This window comes from Longispora urticae, from assembly GCF_053902585.1.
Window position 1 is genome coordinate 36,511 of sequence record NZ_JAQZSH010000040.1, and the last position, 17,457, is coordinate 53,967.

Annotated in this window: 17 protein-coding genes; 8 read left to right on the forward strand and 9 right to left on the reverse strand. The window is 74.7% G+C overall.

Annotated elements, in window-relative coordinates:
• Window position 1: 1 nt before the first annotated feature.
• The 4 genes from PT931_RS26895 to PT931_RS26910 are packed head-to-tail and all read right to left on the reverse strand — an operon-like array spanning window position 2 to window position 5,617.
• Window positions 2-709, reverse strand: a complete 708-nt coding sequence (locus PT931_RS26895; RefSeq protein WP_456248494.1) for a sulfotransferase-like domain-containing protein — start codon at window positions 707-709, stop codon at window positions 2-4.
• Window positions 706-1,692, reverse strand: coding sequence for an aldo/keto reductase (locus PT931_RS26900; RefSeq protein ID WP_456248495.1), 987 nt, complete (start codon window positions 1,690-1,692; stop codon window positions 706-708). The genes PT931_RS26895 and PT931_RS26900 overlap by 4 nt, the downstream gene beginning before the upstream one ends.
• Window positions 1,689-4,541 (reverse strand): amino acid adenylation domain-containing protein, encoded by a 2,853-nt coding sequence (locus tag PT931_RS26905; RefSeq protein ID WP_456248496.1) that lies wholly within the window; start codon window positions 4,539-4,541, stop codon window positions 1,689-1,691. Before PT931_RS26905 ends, PT931_RS26900 begins: the two co-directional genes overlap by 4 nt.
• A complete protein-coding gene (locus PT931_RS26910; RefSeq protein WP_456248497.1) occupies window positions 4,538-5,617 on the reverse strand; it encodes an NAD(P)/FAD-dependent oxidoreductase in 1,080 nt (359 codons plus the stop codon). The genes PT931_RS26905 and PT931_RS26910 overlap by 4 nt, the downstream gene beginning before the upstream one ends.
• Before the next feature lie 298 nt (window positions 5,618-5,915).
• Between PT931_RS26910 and PT931_RS26915 the strand changes: the two genes are divergently transcribed.
• Window positions 5,916-6,515, forward strand: coding sequence for a superoxide dismutase family protein (locus PT931_RS26915; RefSeq protein ID WP_456248498.1), 600 nt, complete (start codon window positions 5,916-5,918; stop codon window positions 6,513-6,515).
• A gap of 216 nt (window positions 6,516-6,731) precedes the next feature.
• On the forward strand, window positions 6,732-7,091 hold the full coding sequence (locus PT931_RS26920) for a YciI family protein (RefSeq protein WP_456248499.1): 360 nt from the start codon (window positions 6,732-6,734) through the stop codon (window positions 7,089-7,091).
• A gap of 207 nt (window positions 7,092-7,298) precedes the next feature.
• On the opposite strand, the gene PT931_RS26925 is transcribed toward PT931_RS26920, so the two are convergent.
• From PT931_RS26925 to PT931_RS26935, 3 genes are all read right to left on the reverse strand, one after another.
• Complete coding sequence (locus tag PT931_RS26925) at window positions 7,299-7,964, reverse strand: response regulator (RefSeq protein ID WP_456248500.1); 666 nt, start codon at window positions 7,962-7,964, stop codon at window positions 7,299-7,301.
• Window positions 7,961-8,743, reverse strand: a complete 783-nt coding sequence (locus PT931_RS26930; protein WP_456248501.1) for a sensor histidine kinase — start codon at window positions 8,741-8,743, stop codon at window positions 7,961-7,963. The genes PT931_RS26925 and PT931_RS26930 overlap by 4 nt, the downstream gene beginning before the upstream one ends.
• Window positions 8,744-8,932: 189 nt before the next feature.
• Entirely contained in the window at window positions 8,933-10,375 is a 1,443-nt protein-coding gene (locus tag PT931_RS26935; RefSeq protein ID WP_456248502.1) for a serine hydrolase domain-containing protein, read from the reverse strand.
• Window positions 10,376-10,601: 226 nt separating this feature from the next.
• Between PT931_RS26935 and PT931_RS26940 the strand changes: the two genes are divergently transcribed.
• The 3 genes from PT931_RS26940 to PT931_RS26950 all read left to right on the forward strand — a co-directional run bounded on the left by PT931_RS26940 (window position 10,602) and on the right by PT931_RS26950 (window position 12,235).
• Window positions 10,602-11,003: a hypothetical protein gene (locus PT931_RS26940; protein ID WP_456248503.1), complete on the forward strand. Its 402-nt coding sequence runs from the start codon at window positions 10,602-10,604 to the stop codon at window positions 11,001-11,003.
• Window positions 11,004-11,041: 38 nt separating this feature from the next.
• Window positions 11,042-11,482 (forward strand): VOC family protein, encoded by a 441-nt coding sequence (locus tag PT931_RS26945; protein WP_456248504.1) that lies wholly within the window; start codon window positions 11,042-11,044, stop codon window positions 11,480-11,482.
• Between the two features lie 105 nt (window positions 11,483-11,587).
• Window positions 11,588-12,235 carry a class I SAM-dependent methyltransferase gene (locus tag PT931_RS26950; RefSeq protein WP_456248505.1) on the forward strand — a complete coding sequence of 216 codons (648 nt, stop codon included), beginning with the start codon at window positions 11,588-11,590 and terminating at the stop codon, window positions 12,233-12,235.
• Window positions 12,236-12,264: 29 nt separating this feature from the next.
• Here the strand turns inward: PT931_RS26950 and modA are convergent, their stop codons facing one another.
• Together modA and PT931_RS26960 are read right to left on the reverse strand one after the other, a co-directional pair.
• Window positions 12,265-13,047 (reverse strand): molybdate ABC transporter substrate-binding protein, encoded by a 783-nt coding sequence (gene modA, locus PT931_RS26955; protein ID WP_456248506.1) that lies wholly within the window; start codon window positions 13,045-13,047, stop codon window positions 12,265-12,267.
• Window positions 13,044-13,460 (reverse strand): TOBE domain-containing protein, encoded by a 417-nt coding sequence (locus PT931_RS26960; RefSeq protein ID WP_456248507.1) that lies wholly within the window; start codon window positions 13,458-13,460, stop codon window positions 13,044-13,046. The genes modA and PT931_RS26960 overlap by 4 nt, the downstream gene beginning before the upstream one ends.
• Before the next feature lie 211 nt (window positions 13,461-13,671).
• On the opposite strand from PT931_RS26960, the gene PT931_RS26965 reads away from it, so the two are divergent.
• The 3 genes from PT931_RS26965 (at window position 13,672) to PT931_RS26975 (ending at window position 17,407) form a co-directional block, all read left to right on the forward strand.
• On the forward strand, window positions 13,672-13,908 hold the full coding sequence (locus PT931_RS26965; RefSeq protein WP_456248508.1) for a hypothetical protein: 237 nt from the start codon (window positions 13,672-13,674) through the stop codon (window positions 13,906-13,908).
• A gap of 146 nt (window positions 13,909-14,054) precedes the next feature.
• Window positions 14,055-15,671, forward strand: a complete 1,617-nt coding sequence (locus PT931_RS26970; RefSeq protein WP_456248641.1) for an ABC transporter transmembrane domain-containing protein — start codon at window positions 14,055-14,057, stop codon at window positions 15,669-15,671.
• A complete protein-coding gene (locus PT931_RS26975; RefSeq protein WP_456248509.1) occupies window positions 15,668-17,407 on the forward strand; it encodes an ABC transporter ATP-binding protein in 1,740 nt (579 codons plus the stop codon). The genes PT931_RS26970 and PT931_RS26975 overlap by 4 nt, the downstream gene beginning before the upstream one ends.
• Window positions 17,408-17,457: the final 50 nt, after the last annotated feature.

Genomic DNA, 17,457 nt, shown 5'->3' on the forward strand with positions numbered 1-17,457 from the left:
GTCAAACCCCCTGGATCGCGTGGCTGATCAGCCGCTCGTAGAACGGCCGGTGGTGGTCGTGGAACGCGCGCAGTCGGGCGTCGTTGTCCACAGTGGTCGCGTAGGTCTTCTCCGACGCCGCGAAGCCCGAACTGCGGGCCGCGTCGACGTGCCAGCGGGCGGTGCGTTCCCACTCGGGCCGCTCCGCCGGCGCCCAGTTCAGCGCCTCCGGCAGGAAGGGCAGGCCGACCGCGGCGCAGTACGCGGCCACCACGCCCGGGGGGTCGGCGAGCAGCCGGGCGGCGTCGATGACGACCGGCCGCTCCCCGGTGACCTGCCAGGCGAGTTCGAAGAGCTGGTGCTGGTGCTCGTAGCCGATCTTCGCGCAGGTCACGTCCGGCAGCAGGGCGTGGTGCGAGGCGATGGTCTGCTTCGGCTCGCGGACGATGAACGTGTGGGTCAGCCCGGCCATGCAGTCGGGGTCGGCGAACAGCCCCTCGTAGCGGTACTCGACGGTGTCCTTCATGAACACCGGGGCGAGGTCGCGGACCGCGCGCAGGACGTCGGGCGCGGTGCGTAGCGTCCGGCCGCCGACCGGCACCGCGCCGAAGTCGACGAGGGTGACCAGCGGTTCGTGCACGACCGCGACGTCGCCGCGCTCGATCATCATCCGGCCGAAGGCGGTGGAGACCGAACGCGGATGCGCCCACATCACGATCGCGGGGTTCACATCGACCAGGCCGAGGGGCGGCGGTCCCAGCGGTGCCCGCGCAGCTTCGCCAGCAGCGCCGGGTCGAGCGGCGCGCCGTCGCTGACGGCGAGGTTGGCCCGGACGTGCTCGGCCCGGCGCATGCCGGGGATCACGGTGCCGACCGCCGGGTGGTGCAGGATGAACCGCAGGCTCGCCTCCGGCATGCTCATCCCGGCCGGCAGGTCACCGGCCAGCCGGCCCGCGCGTTCGACGGTCGCCGGCAGGTTCTCCGGTCCGAAGTAGGTGGCGCGCCAGTCCTCGGCCGGGAAGGTGGTGTCGGCGGTCAGCGTGCCGGTCAGCCCGCCCTCGTCGAACGGCACCCGGGCGATGATCCCGATGTCGTCGGCGAGCGCCCGGGCGAACAGCTCGTCCTCGGGCGCCTGGTCGAAGACGTTGTAGATCACCTGGATGACGTCGATCAGCCCGGAGTCGATGGCCCGCAGGCAGTTCGCCGGCTCCCACCGGTTGACGCTGATCCCGACCCCGTCGACCACGCCCTCGGCCTTGAGGTCGCTGATCGCCTTCTGCCACCGTTCGTCGGCGGCCCACCGGTCCTCCCAGACGTGCAGCTGGAGCAGGTCGATCCGGTCGACCCCCAGATTCTCCAGGGACTTGTAGGTGTACTCGCGGATGTGGTCGGCCGGGAACACCTCGTCCAGGGTGTCGGCGGCGCGCGGCGGCCACTCCCGGTTCTTCGGCGGCACCTTGGTGGCCACGTAGATCCGGCGGTCGGAATGGTCGCGCAGCACCCGGCCGAGGAGCTGCTCGCTGACGCCCCGGCCGTAGATCCACGCGGTGTCGAAGAAGTTGCAGCCCAGCTCGAGGGCGAGGTCCAGGCAGGCCGGGGCGGTGTCGTAGTCCCAGCCGGTGAAGCCGCCCGGGCCGCCGCCGATCCCCCACATGCCGTAGCCGACCTCACTGACCTGCCAGCCGAGCCGGCCGAGCCTGCGGTACCGCATCATCGTTCCTCTTTCTGTAGATCCAGCCGGGCGCCGTGCTCCCTGCGGAACAGGCGCGGGTTGTCGATCACGAGCTCGTGCAGGGGTTTGCGGTCCAGGAGGCCGGCGAGCAGCCGGCAGGCCGGGTCGGCCCGCAGCAGCTCGACGAACTCCGGCACCGGCACCCGGCGCGCGGCCAGCCCGGAGCGTTCGACGAGGTCGACGCTGTCGGGGTGGAACACGTGCAGGTTGCGGCCCCAGGCGCCCGGGTCGAACAGGCCCGCCACGACGGCGCGGGCCGCGTGGTCGGCCGGGGTCCAGTCGGTGCGCAGCGCGACGTCGGGGGCCACGCCGAGCCGGGCGACGGCGGCCAGCAGCAGTTCGGTGGCGGCCCGGCCGTTGGGGTGCCCGGTGTCGGTGGCCGCCATCACCTCGCCGAGCCGGTAGATGGTGACGTGCGCGCCCTTGTGCCGGGCCTCGGTGAGGCAGCGTTCGGCGACCCACTTGGACCGGCTGTAGCCGCTGCCCGGTCGGGCGGCCGAGGCCGCGTCGGTGCACTCGGCGAGCGGCCCGGACCGGCCGGCGGCCTCGTCCTCGAGCACGCCGAGGGTGGAGACGTGGTGCAGCGCCTTGGGCCGGCCGGTGAGCGCGAGCCGGAGCAGTTCCCGGGTACCGAGGACGTTGGCGGGCCGGTGGGTCAGGTAGTCGAACAGGAAGTTCACCATCGCTCCGCTGTGGACGACCGCGTCACAGCCGGCGGCGAGCGCGTCCCAGCCGCGCCCGGACAGGCCGAGCCCGGGGGCGGCCAGGTCGCCCGCGTGGCCCCGCAGCCGGTCGGCGAAGGCCGGGTGCCACAGGCCCTGGGTCTGCAGGACACCGGCGACCCGGCGGGCGGCGTGCTCGTCGTCGGCCGCCCGGCACAACACGTGCACCCGGACGGTGGTCCCGGCGAGCAGCTCGTACACGATCCGGCTGCCGACGAAGCCGGTGGCGCCGGTGACCAGCACCTCCGTCGGCGGGTCGACGGGGCCGGGCGCGGCGGCGTCCAGTCCGGCCGGGAGCGCGGCGTCGGCCTCCATCAGCTCGTTCTCGTCGGCGACGGGCGGGGCGAGACGCCCGGCGAGCCGGGTGGCGGTGGGTGCGGCGAACAGGTCCGCCACCCCGACGGGCCGCGGGGCCCCGTACCCGTCGGAGTCCGGGGTGGTGCCCCGGAGGTCCGCGATCACGCGCAGGGCCGCGAGGGAGTCACCGCCGGCGTCGAAGAAGTCGTCGTCCGGGCCGAGATCGGGGCGGAGCAGCACCCGGCGGAACACGCCCAGGATCCGGTCCGCCGCGGTCACACCGGCCCGGTCACCGGTGCCGTCGGCGGCCAGCAGTGCCGCGTCGGCGGCCAACTGGGCGTCGAGGAGGACCCGCAGCCGGGCCCGGTCGACCTTGCCGCCGTCGGTGAGCGGCAGTTCGGGCAGCACGAAGCGGTACCGTGGCCGCCGGTCCCGGGGCAGCTCGCGCCGCAGGTGGGCGCCGAGGGTGGTCTCGTCCAGCCCGGCCGCCGCGACGAACACCGCCAGGGCCGGCGGCCGGGTCGGCGCGAGCAGCACCCGGGCCTGCCGCACGCCCGGGCAGCGCTCGGCGGCGGCGGCGATCTCGCCGAGTTCGATCCGGACCCCGCCGATCTTCACCTGGAAGTCGCGCCGGCCGTGGAAGAACAGCCGGCCGCCCGCGTCGAGCCGGCCCAGGTCCCCGGTCCGGTAGAGGTGCCGGCCGGGGATGTCGGGGAACGGGTTGGGTACGAAGGCCTCCGCGGTGCGGACCGGGTCGCCGAGGTACCCGAGGCCCAGGCACGCGCCGCCGATCACGATCTCGCCGACCTCGCCCACGGGCAGCGGCCGGTCGTCGGGGCCGAGGATCACCGCGTAGCAGTTGTCGATCGGCCGGCCCAGCGGCACCGCGTCGCCGTCGGCCGGCGTGACCGGGTGGAACGCCATCCCGATCGACGCCTCGGTCGGGCCGTACCCGTTGGTGATCCGCAGCCCCGGCAGCAGCTCGCACAGCCGGTGCACGACGGGCGCGACGATCTCCTCGCCGCCGACGACCAGCTCGGTGAGGCTGCCCAGCCGGGCCAGGGCGGCCGGGTCGGTGTCGGCGAGGGCGACCAGCGCGCCGAGCAGGCTGGGTACGAAGTCGGTCAGGGTGACCCGGTGCCGGTGGATGGTGGCCACGGTGTGTTCGAGGTCGACGTAGCCGGTCCGGACCGGGATCACGCTGCGCGCGCCGACGGTGAGCGGCCAGAACAGCTGCCAGACCGACGAGTCGACGGTGTGCCGGCTGTTCTGCAGCACGACCTCGGCGCCGGTGGCCGCGAAGTACCGGGTCATGAACGCGAACCGGTTGACCAGTCCCCGGTGGGTGTTCAGCGCGCACCGCGGGGTGCCGGTACTGCCGGAGGTGAAGATGCCGTAGATCAGGTCGTCGGGCCCGAGGACGGTCCCCGGTCGGTCTAATGTGGACTGATAGGTCGTGTCCCCGTCGACGACCAGCCGCGGCGCGAGCACCGCCAGGGTGGCCCCGATGGTCGCCGCCGGCCAGTCCGGGTCGAGGGGCACGAACGCCGCGCCGAGCTTCATCAGCGCCAGGCACGCGACCGCGAAGTCCAGGCCGTCGGGCAGCAGCACCGGCACCACGTCGCCGCGGCGCACCCCGGCCCCGGCCAGGTGCGCGGCGAGCCCGTTGGCCCGGCCGTCGAGTTCGCGGTAGCTCAGGGTGCGCTCGCCGTGCGTGACGGCCGGCCGGTCCCCCAGCAGGTCGACCTGGCGCTCGATCAGCGCCGGCACCGCGTGGAACGCGCCGTGGTCCACGCCCGTCCCGGAGATCACCGGAACCGGCCAGCCGCGAGTGCCGCGGGCAGCGGACCCCCGGTCACCTCGGCCGCCAGCAGGCGACCGGCCTCGACGGCGGTCTGGATGCCGGAGCCGCCGAGCCCGGCCAGCCAGTGGAAGCCCGGCCGCTCGGCGGCACCCATGACCGGGGTGTCGTCCGGCGCGAACGTCCGCAGCCCGGCCCAGGCCCGCCGGATGCTCCGGATCACCAGGGTGGTGGCCTGCCCGACCCGCTCGGCGGCGAGGGCCACGTCCAGGTCGGCGGGGCGGGCGTCGCCGGGCGGCGCGGGCGTCTCGTCGGCCGGCGAGAGCAGCAGGCCGCCGGACTCGGGCCGGAAGTAGTAGGTCTCCGGCACGTCGTGCACCAGCGGCCAGTCCCGGGCGTCCATCCCGGCCGGCAGGGAGACCAGGCAGGCCGTCCGGCGCCGGGCGACCAGTCCGACCGGCCTGACCCCGGCCGCGACGGCGAGCTCGTCGGCCCAGGCACCGGCGGCGTTCACCACGACCGGGGCCTCGTACTCCCCCAGGTCGGTCCCGACCCGCCACCGGCCACCGTGCCGATCCACCGCCCGGACCCGGGCCCCGGTCAGCACCCGGCCGCCGGAGCGGCGCACCCCCGCCAGGAACCCCTGGTGCAGCGCGGCGACGTCGATGTCCATCGCGCCCGGCTTGTGCATGGCGGCGGTGAACGTGCCGGGCCGCAGTACCGGGCAGCGGGCGACCGCCTCGGCGGGGTCGATCCTCCGAACCGGCTCGGGCGCGCCCTCCCCCTCGGCGAACTCCGCCGCGAACTCGGCACCGTCCGCCCCGATCGCCAGCGCGCCGCGCGGGTGCAGCAGCGGCGTGTCGCAGAAGCCGGCCGGCGGCGCGGTCAGGAAGGCGCGGCTGGCGGCGGTGAGTTCGCGGACGGGAGCGGTGCCGAAGTACTCGGAGAACAGTGCCGCCGAGCGACCCGTCGCGTGGTAACCGGCGGCGGACTCCATGTCCAGGACGGTCACCCGGCCGTGCGCGGCCAGGAAGTACCCGGCCGCGGCGCCCGCGATGCCGGCGCCGATCACGAGAAAGTCCGGCACCGTTGCCCCCCGACTGTCGACAGTGACCAGACAGTACTTGATCGTTCGACCTCAGGGAATAGGCTCTGATGAATGCATTCCGCACGGCGTTCGGTCCATCCGGGACCACTCTATGAATAGGCGCCCGCGAATGAATGGTGTGATGGAAATACCTTTGTGAGCGGCCCCATTCCGCGTTCTCCGGCGGCCGACGGGCGTGTCCACCGGAAGCCCGCCGCGCGACGCGAGGGGTACGCAAGGGCTGCGAAGGGTTCCATCGGTGGCAACATGTCCACTAACACCATTGAAAGAGGTGAAGATGCGACATACTGCGATACTTTCGCGTGCCGTGGCCGTGGCGGTCGGCGCCGCCGGTGCCCTGGGTCTCTACACCGTCGGCTCCACCAACCCCGACCAGGCGACCGAACGCCTGTGGGCGAGCGCGACGATCCGCAACGCCGACGGTGCGGCGGTCGGCCGGCTGACCATCGTCGGTCGGGGCCGGGGCGTCGTCACCGTCCAGGCCCACGGGCTCACCCCGGGTTTCCACGGGCTGCACCTGCACTCGACCGGGATCTGCGACCCCAGGACGACCGACCCGAACGGCAACCCCGCCCCCTTCCTGTCCGCCGGCCCGCACCTCGGCGCGGGTCACCACGGCCAGCACGCCGGAGACCTGCCCCTGCTCCTGGTCGGTCAGGACGGCACGGGCAGCGCCGAGGTCCGTACCGACCGCCTGACCGGCGGGGCCCTCTTCGACGCCGACGGCACAGCGGTCATCGTGCACGCCGGACCGGACAACTACGCCAACATCCCCTCCCGGTACAGCTCCGGCGCGACCCCGGGCCCGGACGCGGCCACGTTGGCCACCGGGGACTCCGGCGGACGGTTCGCCTGCGGCGTGCTCGGACGGTACTGACCCAGGGCGACGGCCCGGCGGGTCACCCCCGGGCCGTCGCCCTGTCGTCCGGTCGGCGGCACGGGCGGTCCCGGTCCAGGCTCCGGTCCAGGCTCCGGCTCCGGCTCCGGCTCCGGCTCCGGAGAATTTTCCGGCCGAGTGTGTCCGATCGGCCGGACGCTGTTCGTAGCGTAGGTGGGGGCGGACACCGGGTCCGGCCGAGCAGAGGGAGCAGCCATGCCCGAGTACCTCATCTACTTCAACCAGCAGTGGGTGGGCGACCACTCCGAGGAGTGGTTCCGCGGGCGCGGGCCACTCGCGAAGGCGGTCGTCGACGAGATCAAGGCGGCCGGGGAGTACCTCTTCGCCGGCGGCCTGGAGGAGGACGGCCCGGTCTTCAGCGCCGACGCCACGAGCGGCACGGTGCTGTTCACCGACGGCCCCTACGTGGAGACCAAGGAGTTCCTGGGCGGCCTGACCGTGGTGGACGTGCCCGACGAGGAGAGGGCCCGGATGTGGGCCGGCAGGATCGCGGAGGCGTGCGGCTGGCCCCAGGAGGTCCGCCGGTTCGGATCGATGCCCGAAACCCGCGGCTGAGCTGATCCGGCCCGGCGGTGCGCGGCGCCCCGCACAGGCTGCGGGCCGGCGGTGCGCGGCGACCCGGCACGGGCGGCGGCCCAGCGGTGCGCGGCGACCCGGCACAGGCGGCGGGCCAGCGGCGCGCGGCGACCCGGCACAGGCGGCGGGCCGGCCGCGCCCGGTCGCCCGGGAAGCCGCGCCGAAGACCGCCGGGCACCGCCGAACTCAGACCTGCGGCGGCCCCGCCACCAGACCCGCCTCGTAGGCGACAATCGCGGCCTGCACCCGGTTGCGCGCGCCCAACCGCCCCATGAGCGTCGTCATGTACGCCTTCACGGTGCCCTCCACCAGGTGCAACCGGCGCCCGATGGCCGCGTTGGACAGCCCCTCGCCGACGAGGGCGAGCACGTCGCGCTCCCGGGGCGTGAGCGCCTCCACGCGGCCCCGGGCGGAGCTGGTCCGGGCCAGCCGGTCGCCGCCGAGTTCGGAGAGGACGCGGTGCGCGATCCGGGGGGACAGGTACGCGCCGCCGTCGGCGACCGCCCGTACCCCGCCGATCAGTTCCCGGGGGTCGCTGGCCTTGAGGAGGAAGCCGTTCGCGCCGCCGGTCAGGGCCCGGGCGACGTAGTCGTCCTCGCCGAAGGTGGTGAGCATGACGACCTGGGTGTCGGGGAGGGCCCGGCGGATCTCGGCGGCGGCGGCCAGGCCGTCGAGGGTGGGCATCCGCACGTCGAGGACCGCGACGTCGGGCCGGTGCGCGAGGGCCAGGTCGATCGCCGCCCTGCCGTCGCCGGCCTCGGCCACCACCTCGATGTCGGGGTCGGCGGACAGGATGGCGCGCACGCCGGCCCGGACCATCTGTTCGTCGTCGGCCAGCAGTACCCGGATCATGGTTGTGTCCTCCGCAGTGTCGCGACCACTTCGAATCCGCCGTCCGGCAGCGGCCCGGCCCGGAACGTGCCCCGGGCGAGTTCGACGCGTTCCCGCAGCCCGGGCAGGCCGTGTCCCCGGCCGTCGCCCGCGCCCGGTCCGGCGGGCGGTCCGTTGCGCACGGCCACGGTGGTGGTGGCGGCGTCCTCGGTCACCCGGACCGTGATCGCGGCCCCCGGCGCGTGTTTCACCGCGTTGGTGACCGCCTCCCGCACGACCCGGTAGGCGGTGCGGTCGGCGAGATCCGTGTCGGCCGGTTCGAGGGTGACCGGCGCGCCAGCCCCGGCGGCGCGGGCGACCAGGTCGGCGACCGGCTCCCCGACCGGGGCGAGGGTGGCGGCCTCGGACTCCTCGCGGAGCAGGCCGACGATCTCGCGGAGCTGGTCGGTCGCGCCGACCGCGTCGCGCCGCAGCTGACCGGCGGCGGCCCGGTGGTGTTCGGGCTGGTCGGCGGCGAGTTCCAGGGCGCCGGCCCGCAGCGCGATCAGGCTCAGGCCGTGGCCGAGGGCGTCGTGCATGTCGCCGGCGATCCGGTGGCGTTCGCGGAGCCGGGCCTGCTCGGCGATGTGCCCGCGTTCCCGTTCGAGCTGTTCGGCGCGTTCCCAGCCGGCCCGGCCCAGGGCGATGTGCTGGCGGCGGTACCGGCCGACCGCCCACGGGCCGAGGACGGTCACGGCCAGGCCGATCAGCGCGTCGGACACCTGCCAGGGCGTGTGGGCCAGCAGCGGCACGGTCGCCACGCCGAGCACCCCCGCCGGGGCGAGCGGCAGCGGCCCCGCCAGCCACCGTCCGGCCAGGTAGCCGGGGACGGCCAGGAGAAACCCGAGCAGGAGCCTTTCGGGGGGGTACGGCCTCGCCGAGGGCCAGCGCGTTCCACACGATCACGGGCGGGGCCACCACCAGGGCGGCCCACAGCCACATGATCTTGTTCATCGGGCCAAGGCTACCGTGCGGTTCCGCAGCACGCGGACCGTGCGGACGGTGGCTGTGACCAGGCCCGCGACCGCGCCCAGGACCAGCAGGACCAGCAGCGCCGGGGAGGCGTAGGCGACCTGGGACCAGGTGGCCGTGCGACCGCCCAGCACGAACTCGACGATCGACAGGTACCCGGCCAGCAGCGCCACCGGGAGCAGCACCGGCAGCATCCGCGCGCCGATCCGCCAGGTCGGGGTGCCGGCCCGCCGCCCCGCCCACCGCCGGGCGCGCCGCGTCCCGAGCACGCCGAGCAGCACCGTGAGCACGGCCAGGCCGGCGAGCACCGCGTCCACGACCGGCAGCACCGCGGTGTACGACCCGGGGTCGCGGCCCTCCGACAACGCGATCAGCCCCTCGACGACCGGGTACGCGTCGTCGGTGAGTCCCGCGCTGTTGGACAGCACCGCGAAGCCGTAGCCGCTGGCGGGCAGCAGCGTGACCGAACTGGTGGCGGTGAACAGGTTCCCGCCGTGCTCGATCCGGGGCGGCCCCTCGCTGTCCGGCACCGACCAGCCCATGGCGTACTCCGACCCGGCCGGCGGGGTGTGCATCGTGGCGAGTCCGGCGGCGCTCACCAGCCGACCGGGGACCTGCTGGGCGGCCAGCCACCGGCCCAGGTCCCGCGCGGAGCTGACCAGGTGCCCGGCCCCGAGGTTGAACGTGTCCAGCTCCGGCCGCGGAACCCAGGTGCCGAACACGTCGACGTGTCCCCGGGGCAGTTCGGCGTCGGCCGAGGTGTCCGGCATGCCGAGCGGCCCGAGGACGGCGCGGTCCAGGTAGTGCGGGAAGCTCTCGCCGCTGGCCACCTCGACGAGGCGGGCCGCGAGGACATAGTTCGGATTGGAGTACTCGTACCGGCTGCCCGGGTCGCTGTGCAGCTTCGCGGTCCGCAACGCCGCCACCGCCCCTCTGAGGTCCCGGGCCCCGGTGACGGCAGGGATGTCGCTGGTCCGGTCGGAGATGCCGGACCGCTGGTTGAGCAGGTCCCGCACCGTGATCCTGGTGGCGCGCGGGTCGTCGGGCGCGAACTCCGGCAGCTGGTCGACGAGCGGTGCGTCGAGGCGGATTCTGCCGTCCTCCGCGAGCCGCAGCACCGCCATCGCGGTGAAGGACTTGGACACCGACGCCAGCGACATCGGCGAGCGGTCGGTGAGGGGGTCGCCGTCGGCGTCGCGGCCGTAGCCGGCGGTGTGCAGCACCTCGCCGTCCTTCACCACCGCCACCGCCAGGCCCGGCAGGCCGGTGCGTTCCCTGTGCCCGGCGACGTAGCGGTCGATCGCGGCGGAGGTGAGGCGCGGTTCGGTGTCCGGTTCGGCCAGGGCGGCGGCCGGGGCGAGCGTCGACGAGGAGACGGTGACGGCGGCGATCGTGGCCGCCGTGCGGAGCAGCGTGTTCATGGCGAGAACCGTAGGAATTCCCGCGTCGCGGCACAGTGCACCAACCGGAACGGCCCGTACCGACCTTCGTCAGTAGGCCGGCGCCCCGCCCGCCCGGAACCGGCGGCCCCGGTACCCCGCGCTGCGGTCGTCGGGGTGGCCGACCCGATCCGGTCACCTTGCCCGTGATCCGGCGAAAGTCGCGGAACGGACCGTGGGTCGGGGCCGCAGCCACGAGGATGGGGGCATGGCTGACTACACAGATCAGGAACGCGACACGATCCGCACGGCCACCTTCGGGGCGATGATGCTGGTGTCGCAGGCCGATCCGGGGTTCTTCGCGATGTTCAAGGAGAGCCTGGCCGGCGGCAAGGCGCTGTCGGGGGCGTCGCCGGAGCTGCAGGGCCTGTTCAAGGGCGGCGGCATCCCGAACGTGCCCAAGGGCGACCCCGCCGCGATGGAGGCCTCGGTGCTGACGGCGCTGCACGACTCCGTCGGCATCCTGCAGGCGAAGGCGCCCGCCGAGCTCGCCGGCTTCCAGGCCGCCATCGTCGAGGCGTGCGGCAGCGTCGCCGAGGCCTCCCAGGGCACGTCGGCCACCGAGACCGCGATGATCGGGAAGGTCCGCGCCGCGATCGGCGCGCCGTAGCCGCCCGCGGTGTCGTACCCCGGTCCTACCCTCGGGGCATGACGATTCAGCGCATGGACAACGTCGGCATCGTCGTCGACGACCTCGACGTGGCCGTCGCCTTCTTCACCGCGCTCGGCATGGAGCTGGAGGGCAGGGCGCCGATCGAGGGCGACTGGGCGGGACGCGTCGTCGGGCTCGACGGCCTGCGCACCGAGATCGCGATGATGCGGATCCCGGGCGCGCCGGGCCGGCTCGAGCTGGCGAAGTACCACCACCCGGCGGCGGTCGTCCCCCAGCCGGCGGTCACCCCGGTGAACACGCTGGGCCTGCACCGGGTCATGTTCGCCGTCGACGACCTCGCCGCCACCCTGGACCGGCTCCGCCCGCACGGCGCCGAACTCGTCGGCGAGGTGACCCGCTTCGAGGACAGCTACCTGCTCTGCTACCTGCGCGGGCCCGGCGGGATCGTCCTCGCGCTGGCCGAGCAGCTGAGCTGAGGACCCGCACCGGGCGAAGCGGGGCGGCCGGCGGACCCGGGGCGCGGACCCTGGCCGCCCACCGCAGGGCGACGCACATCGGAACTGGGAACTACTGTCGCGGGCATGATCGAACACGACGCCCTCAGTGCCACCCGCGAGGCCTACGACGCGGTCGCCGACACCTACGCGCAGATGTTCCGCGACACCCTGCGGGGCAGTCCCCTGGACCGCGCGATCCTGGGCGCCTTCGCCGACCTGGTCGGCGCGGTGGGAGACGGCCGGGTCGCGGACCTGGGGTGCGGGCCCGGGCACATCACCGCCCACCTGGACCAGCTGGGGCTGGCGGCGTTCGGTGTGGACGCCTCGCCCGCGATGCTCAGCTTGGCCCGGGACGCGTATCCGGGCCTGCGGTTCGAGGAGGGTTCGATGGCCGCGTTGGACATCGCCGACGGCGCGCTGGCCGGCGTCCTCTCCCGGTGGTCCGTCATCCACACCCCGCCGGCGGAGGTCCCGGTCATCCTGGCGGAGTTCCATCGGGTACTGGCACCCGGCGGTCACCTGCTGATCGGCTTCTCGGCGAGCGAAGGTCCGTCCCATCCGACGCAGGTCTTCGACCACACGGTCGCGCCGGCCCACCGGTGGTGGCCCGACCACCTCTCGGCGCTGCTGCGCGAGTGCGGGTTGACCGAGGTGGCCCGGCTGGTCACCGAACCCGAGCCCACCGACAAGCGGCAGTTCCAGGGGGTGCAGCTGCTCGCCCGCAAGGCCTAGAAGCGCGCGGGGCCCGGGTACCACCCGGGTCAGGGGTTCTGGAAGCCGGCCCTGGTGAGGATGGCCCTGGCCTTGTCGGAGAGTACGTAGGTGACGAACGCGGTGGCGCCGGCGCTGTTGGGGGCCTTGGTGATCGCGACGATCGGGTAGTCGTTGACGGCCTGGGCGGAGGCGGTGAACTCGATGGCCTCGACGTCGGCGGCCGCTGCCTGGGCGTCGGTGCGGTAGACGAGTGCGGCGTCGACCTCACCGAGCCGGACCTTGGTGAGCGCGGCCTTCACGTCGGCTTCGAGGGTCACCGGGGTGACCTTGACGTTGGCGGCGGCGAGGGCCTTGGTCGCGGCGGCCCCGCAGGGCACCTGCGCGGCGCAGAGGGCGACCTTGACGTTCGGCTTCGCCAGGTCCCCGATGGTCCTGATCCCGGCCTTGTTTCCCTTGGGGACGGCGATGACCAGCTGGTTCTTCGCGAACACCGTCGGGGAGGCGGCCAGGTTCGCGTCGGTGACCTGCTTCATGTTCGTCGGGCTGGCCGAGGCGAACACGTCGGCGGGCGCGCCGTTGACGATCTGGGTCGCGAGGGTGGAACTGGCCCCGAAGCTGAACGTCACCTTCACCCCGGGGTTGGCGGCCTCGAACTCCTTGCCGATCGCGGTGAAGGACTCCGTCAGCGACGCCGCCGCCAGGACGGTGACCGTGCCGGTGACCTTTCCGCCGCTGGTGGGCGTGGCCGCCGGCTTGTCGTCGGTGCCGTCGCAGGCGGTCAGGGCGAGGGCCGCGACGGTGGCGACCGCCAGCATCCGTACCAGTCTCATGAACGCTCCTGTCCCTTCGCCCCGGACCGGGGCACCTCGACCACCACGTTGGTGGACTTCACGACCGCGGTGGCGAGCACCCCGACCTGGAGGCCCAGCTCGTCGGCGGCCTCGCGGCTCATCAACGACACGATCCGGTGTCCGCCCGCGTGGATCTCCACCTGCGCCATCACCCCGTCGCGGATCACGTCGGTGACGATCCCCGACAGCCGGTTGCGCGCGGAGGACCCCGACGCCGGCTCGCCCTCCGCGGCGCGGGCCCGCAGGAACCCGGCCAGGGCCTCGCCCTCGACCACCCGGTGTCCGTGGTCGTCGCGGCTGACCGGCAGTTTCCCGCCATCGGCCCACCTCCGCACCGTGTCCACGCTGACGCCCAGCAGCGCTGCTGCCTCACCGATCCGGAATGCGACCACACCCAGACTCTAGGGCATTGCAGATGCGAGGAGTGTCCGAGGTTTCCCTCGGCATCTGCCAGGCATCTGACGCCCTGGGCATCTCTTCCACCAGGGCCGGTCCCGGTGGCGATCGGCGACGCGGCGGCGGGGCCGGGTCGGGGTGGCCTGACTCACGGCCGGTTCGATCTTGCGTTGGTAGGGTCGCGGCACCCGTAGAAAGCAGGTGCGCGTGCACGTGGTCCCCCTCAGCGCGGCCGCGCAGAGTTTCCTGCTGGGGCTCGTGCAGATCACGATCGGGATCACGGTCAACGGCGCGGTCATGCTGGCCGCGGGCTCGATCGCGGGCTTCCTGGGGCGGCGGCCCGGCTGGCTGCGGATCCAGCGGTACCTGATGGGCACCGTGCTCGCGGGTCTGGCCGTCCGGATCGCCGCCGACCGGTCCAAGGGCCTGGCCGTCGCGCCCTAGCCGGGGACGGCCCCGGCGGGGTCACGCGTCGCCGGCCGCGCGGCTAGGGTGCAGGCATGCGTGCCGCCGACCCCCTCCCGCGCGCCAAGGACATCTCGGGCCCGGGCCGGTACCTGTGGTGGCTGGTCACGTGCCAGAAGCCCCGGATCGCGGCCGGCGCCACGCTGGGCACCGTGTGGATGGTCGCCCTGACCCTGCCGCCGTACCTCCTGTCCCGCGCGATCGACGACGGGCTGCGCGTGGGGCACTCGGGCGCGCTGCTCGGCTGGGTCGCCGCGCTCGCCGCCGTCGGGGTCCTCAACGCCGGGCTGGCGATCCTGCGGCACCGCACCATGACCCGGGTGCGGATGGACGCGGCGTTCCGGACGGTACGCGCCGTGGTCCGGCACGCGACCCGGCTCGGGGCGGTCCTGCCGCGCACGGTCACCGCCGGGGAGGTCGCCACCATCGGCATCGCCGACGTCTGGGTGATCAGCATGACACTCACCGTCACCGGCCCGGGGGTCGGCGCGGTGCTCGCGTACCTCGTCGTCGCCGGGCTGCTGCTGAACATCTCCGCGCTGCTCGCCGCCGTGGTCCTGGTCGGGGTGCCGCTGCTCGCGGTGCTGGTCGGCCCGCTGCTCGGCCGGTTGCAGCGCGCCGGCGCCGCCTACCGCGAGGGCCAGGGCGCGCTCGCCGCCCGGATCGTGGACCTGGTCGGCGGCCTGCGGGTGCTCAACGGCCTCGGCGGCAAGGACCTGCACGCCGCCCGGTTCCGGACCGACTCGCGCAAGCTGGAGACCGAGGGGTACCGGGTCGGCGGCGTGACCAGCTGGATCGACGCGCTCGGCGTCGGCCTGCCCGCGCTGTTCCTCGCCGTGGTGACCTGGCTCGCCGCGCGCCTCGCCGCCCGGGGCGACATCAGCGTGGGCGAACTCGTCGCGGTGTACGGGTACGTCGCGGTGCTCGTGGTACCCGTGGCGATGTTCATCGAGGGCGGGCTCGACATCGCCAAGGGCCGGGTCGCCGCCCGCCGGGTGGTCGACTTCCTCCGGCTGGAACCTGCGGCCGACGCCGGCACGACCGAGCCGCCCGGGTCGCCGGCCGAGCTCGCCGACCCGTCCTCCGGGGTGCGCGTCGTGCCGGGCCGGCTGACGGTCCTGGCCTCCGCCCGGCCCGCGGACTCCGCCGCCGTCATCGACCGGCTCGGCCGGTTCGCCGACTCGGCGGCCACCTGGGGCGGGGTCCGGCTCGACGCGATCGGCCTCGGCCGGATCCGGGACCGGATCCTGGTCGCCGACAACGAGGCGGACCTGTTCGCCGGTACCCTGCGCGAGGTGGTGTCCGGCCGGTGGGAACCCGACGACGCGGCGATCGCCCGGGCCCTGCACGCCGCCTCGGCCCGCGACGTCGTGCACGCCACCGACGGCGGACTCGACGCGGCCGTCGAACCGCACGGCCACAACCTGTCCGGCGGGCAGCGGCAGCGGGTCCGGCTGGTCCGGGCGCTGCTGGCCGACCCCGAAGTGCTGCTCGCCACCGAACCGACCTCCGCCGTGGACGCGCACACCGAGGCGGCGGTCGCCGAGCGGCTGCACGCGGCCCGCGCCGGCCGGTCCACGGTGCTCACCAGTACGTCGCCGCTGGTCCTCGACCGCGCCGACACCGTGTACTACCTGGTCGCCGGCGTCGTCGCCGCGCACGGCACGCACCGCGAACTGCTCGACACCGAGCCCGGCTACCGGGACCTGGTCGCGCGCGACGCCGACGAGGTGGTCCGGTGAGCGGGGACCTGCCCGTCGCCGGGCGCGCCCAGGTCCGCCGGGCCGCGCTGCGCCTGGTCGGCCGGGACCGGTCCGCGGTCGCCGGCATGGTCGCCCTCAACGCGCTCGCCGCGGCCGCCGGGCTCGTCGGCCCGTGGCTGCTCGGCGACATCGTCGACGCCGTGCGCGCCGGCCGGGGCGTCGGCACCGTGGACCGGCTCGCGCTGGGGATCATCACGTTCGCGCTCGTCCAGCTGCTGCTCACCCGGTACGCGCGGTACGTCGGCTACCGGTTCGGCGAGCGGACCGCCGGGCGGGTCCGGGAGGAGTTCGTCGACCGGGCGCTCGCGCTGCCCGCCTCGGTCACCGAACGCGCCGTCACCGGGGACCTGACGGCCCGGGGCACCACCGACGTCGCGAAGGTGGCCACGGCGCTGCGGGACGCGGTACCCGACGTGTTCATCGCCCTGGTCCAGGTCCTGTTCATCCTGGGCGCCGTGTTCGTCCTCGACCCCCGGCTCGGCGCGTGCGGGCTGCTCGGCCTGGTCGGGATGGTCGTGGCGACCCGCTGGTACCTGCGCCGCGCGCACGCCGCGTACCTGGCCGAGGGCGCGGCCAGCTCGGCGCTCGCCGAGGTGCTCACCGCCACCGCCGCCGGGGCGCGCACCGTCGAGGCCCTCGGGTTGCAGCAGCGCCGGATCGACGCGTGCCAGGCGGCGGTGGACCGGAGCCGGCGGACCCGGGAGCGCACGTTGTTCCTGCGCAGCGTGCTGTTCCCGGCCGTGGACATCTCCTACGTCGTCCCCGTCGTCGCGGTCATGCTGCTCGGCGGCGTGCTGTACGACCACGGGGCGGTCGGCCTCGGCGCGGTGGTCTCCGCCGCCGTGTACCTCCGCCAGCTCCAGGCACCCCTCGACACGGTCCTGCTGTGGATGGAGGGCCTGCAGAGCAGCGCGGCGTCCTTCGCCCGGGTCGAGGGCCTGGCCGCCCCGACCGCGCCCCCGGACCGGGCGCCGGCCGCCGAACCCGCCGACGACCGGATCGAGGTGACCGGGGTCCGGTTCGCCTACGGTGCCGGCGACGACGTCCTGCACGGCGTGGACCTGACCGTGCGGCCCGGGGAACGGCTCGCCGTCGTCGGCCCGTCCGGGGCGGGCAAGTCCACCCTCGGCCGGCTGCTCGCCGGGATCGACGCGCCCCGCGCCGGCACCGTGACCGTCGGCGGGGTCCCGGTCGCGGGCCTCGCGCCGGACCGGCTGCGCCGCCAGGTCGCCCTGGTCACCCAGGAACACCACGTGTTCGGCGACTCCCTCCGGGACAACCTGCTGATCGCCGCGCCCGCCGCCACCGACGACGAGTTGCGCGCCGCGCTGGCCGCCGTCGGCGCGGACTGGGCGACGGAGCTGCCGGCCGGGCTCGACACCGTGCTCGGCGCCGCCGACCACCGGCTCGACGGCAGCCAGTCCCAGCAGCTGGCCCTGGCCCGGGTCGTCCTCGCCGACCCGCACACCCTGATCCTGGACGAGGCGACGGCGCTGCTGGACCCGACGGCCGCCCGGAACACCGAACGCGCCCTGGCCGCCGTACTGGCCGGCCGCACGGTGATCGCGATCGCGCACCGGTTGCAGACCGCGCACGACGCCGACCGGGTCGCGGTCATGGAGGACGGCCGGGTGACCGAACTGGGGTCGCACGCCGAGCTCGTCGCCGCCGGCGGCCCGTACGCCGCGCTCTGGCGCACCTGGCACGGCGGGTAGCCGGGACCCCGGCTGACCTGGGCGGATCCCGGTCGGCGACCCGCCGGTGT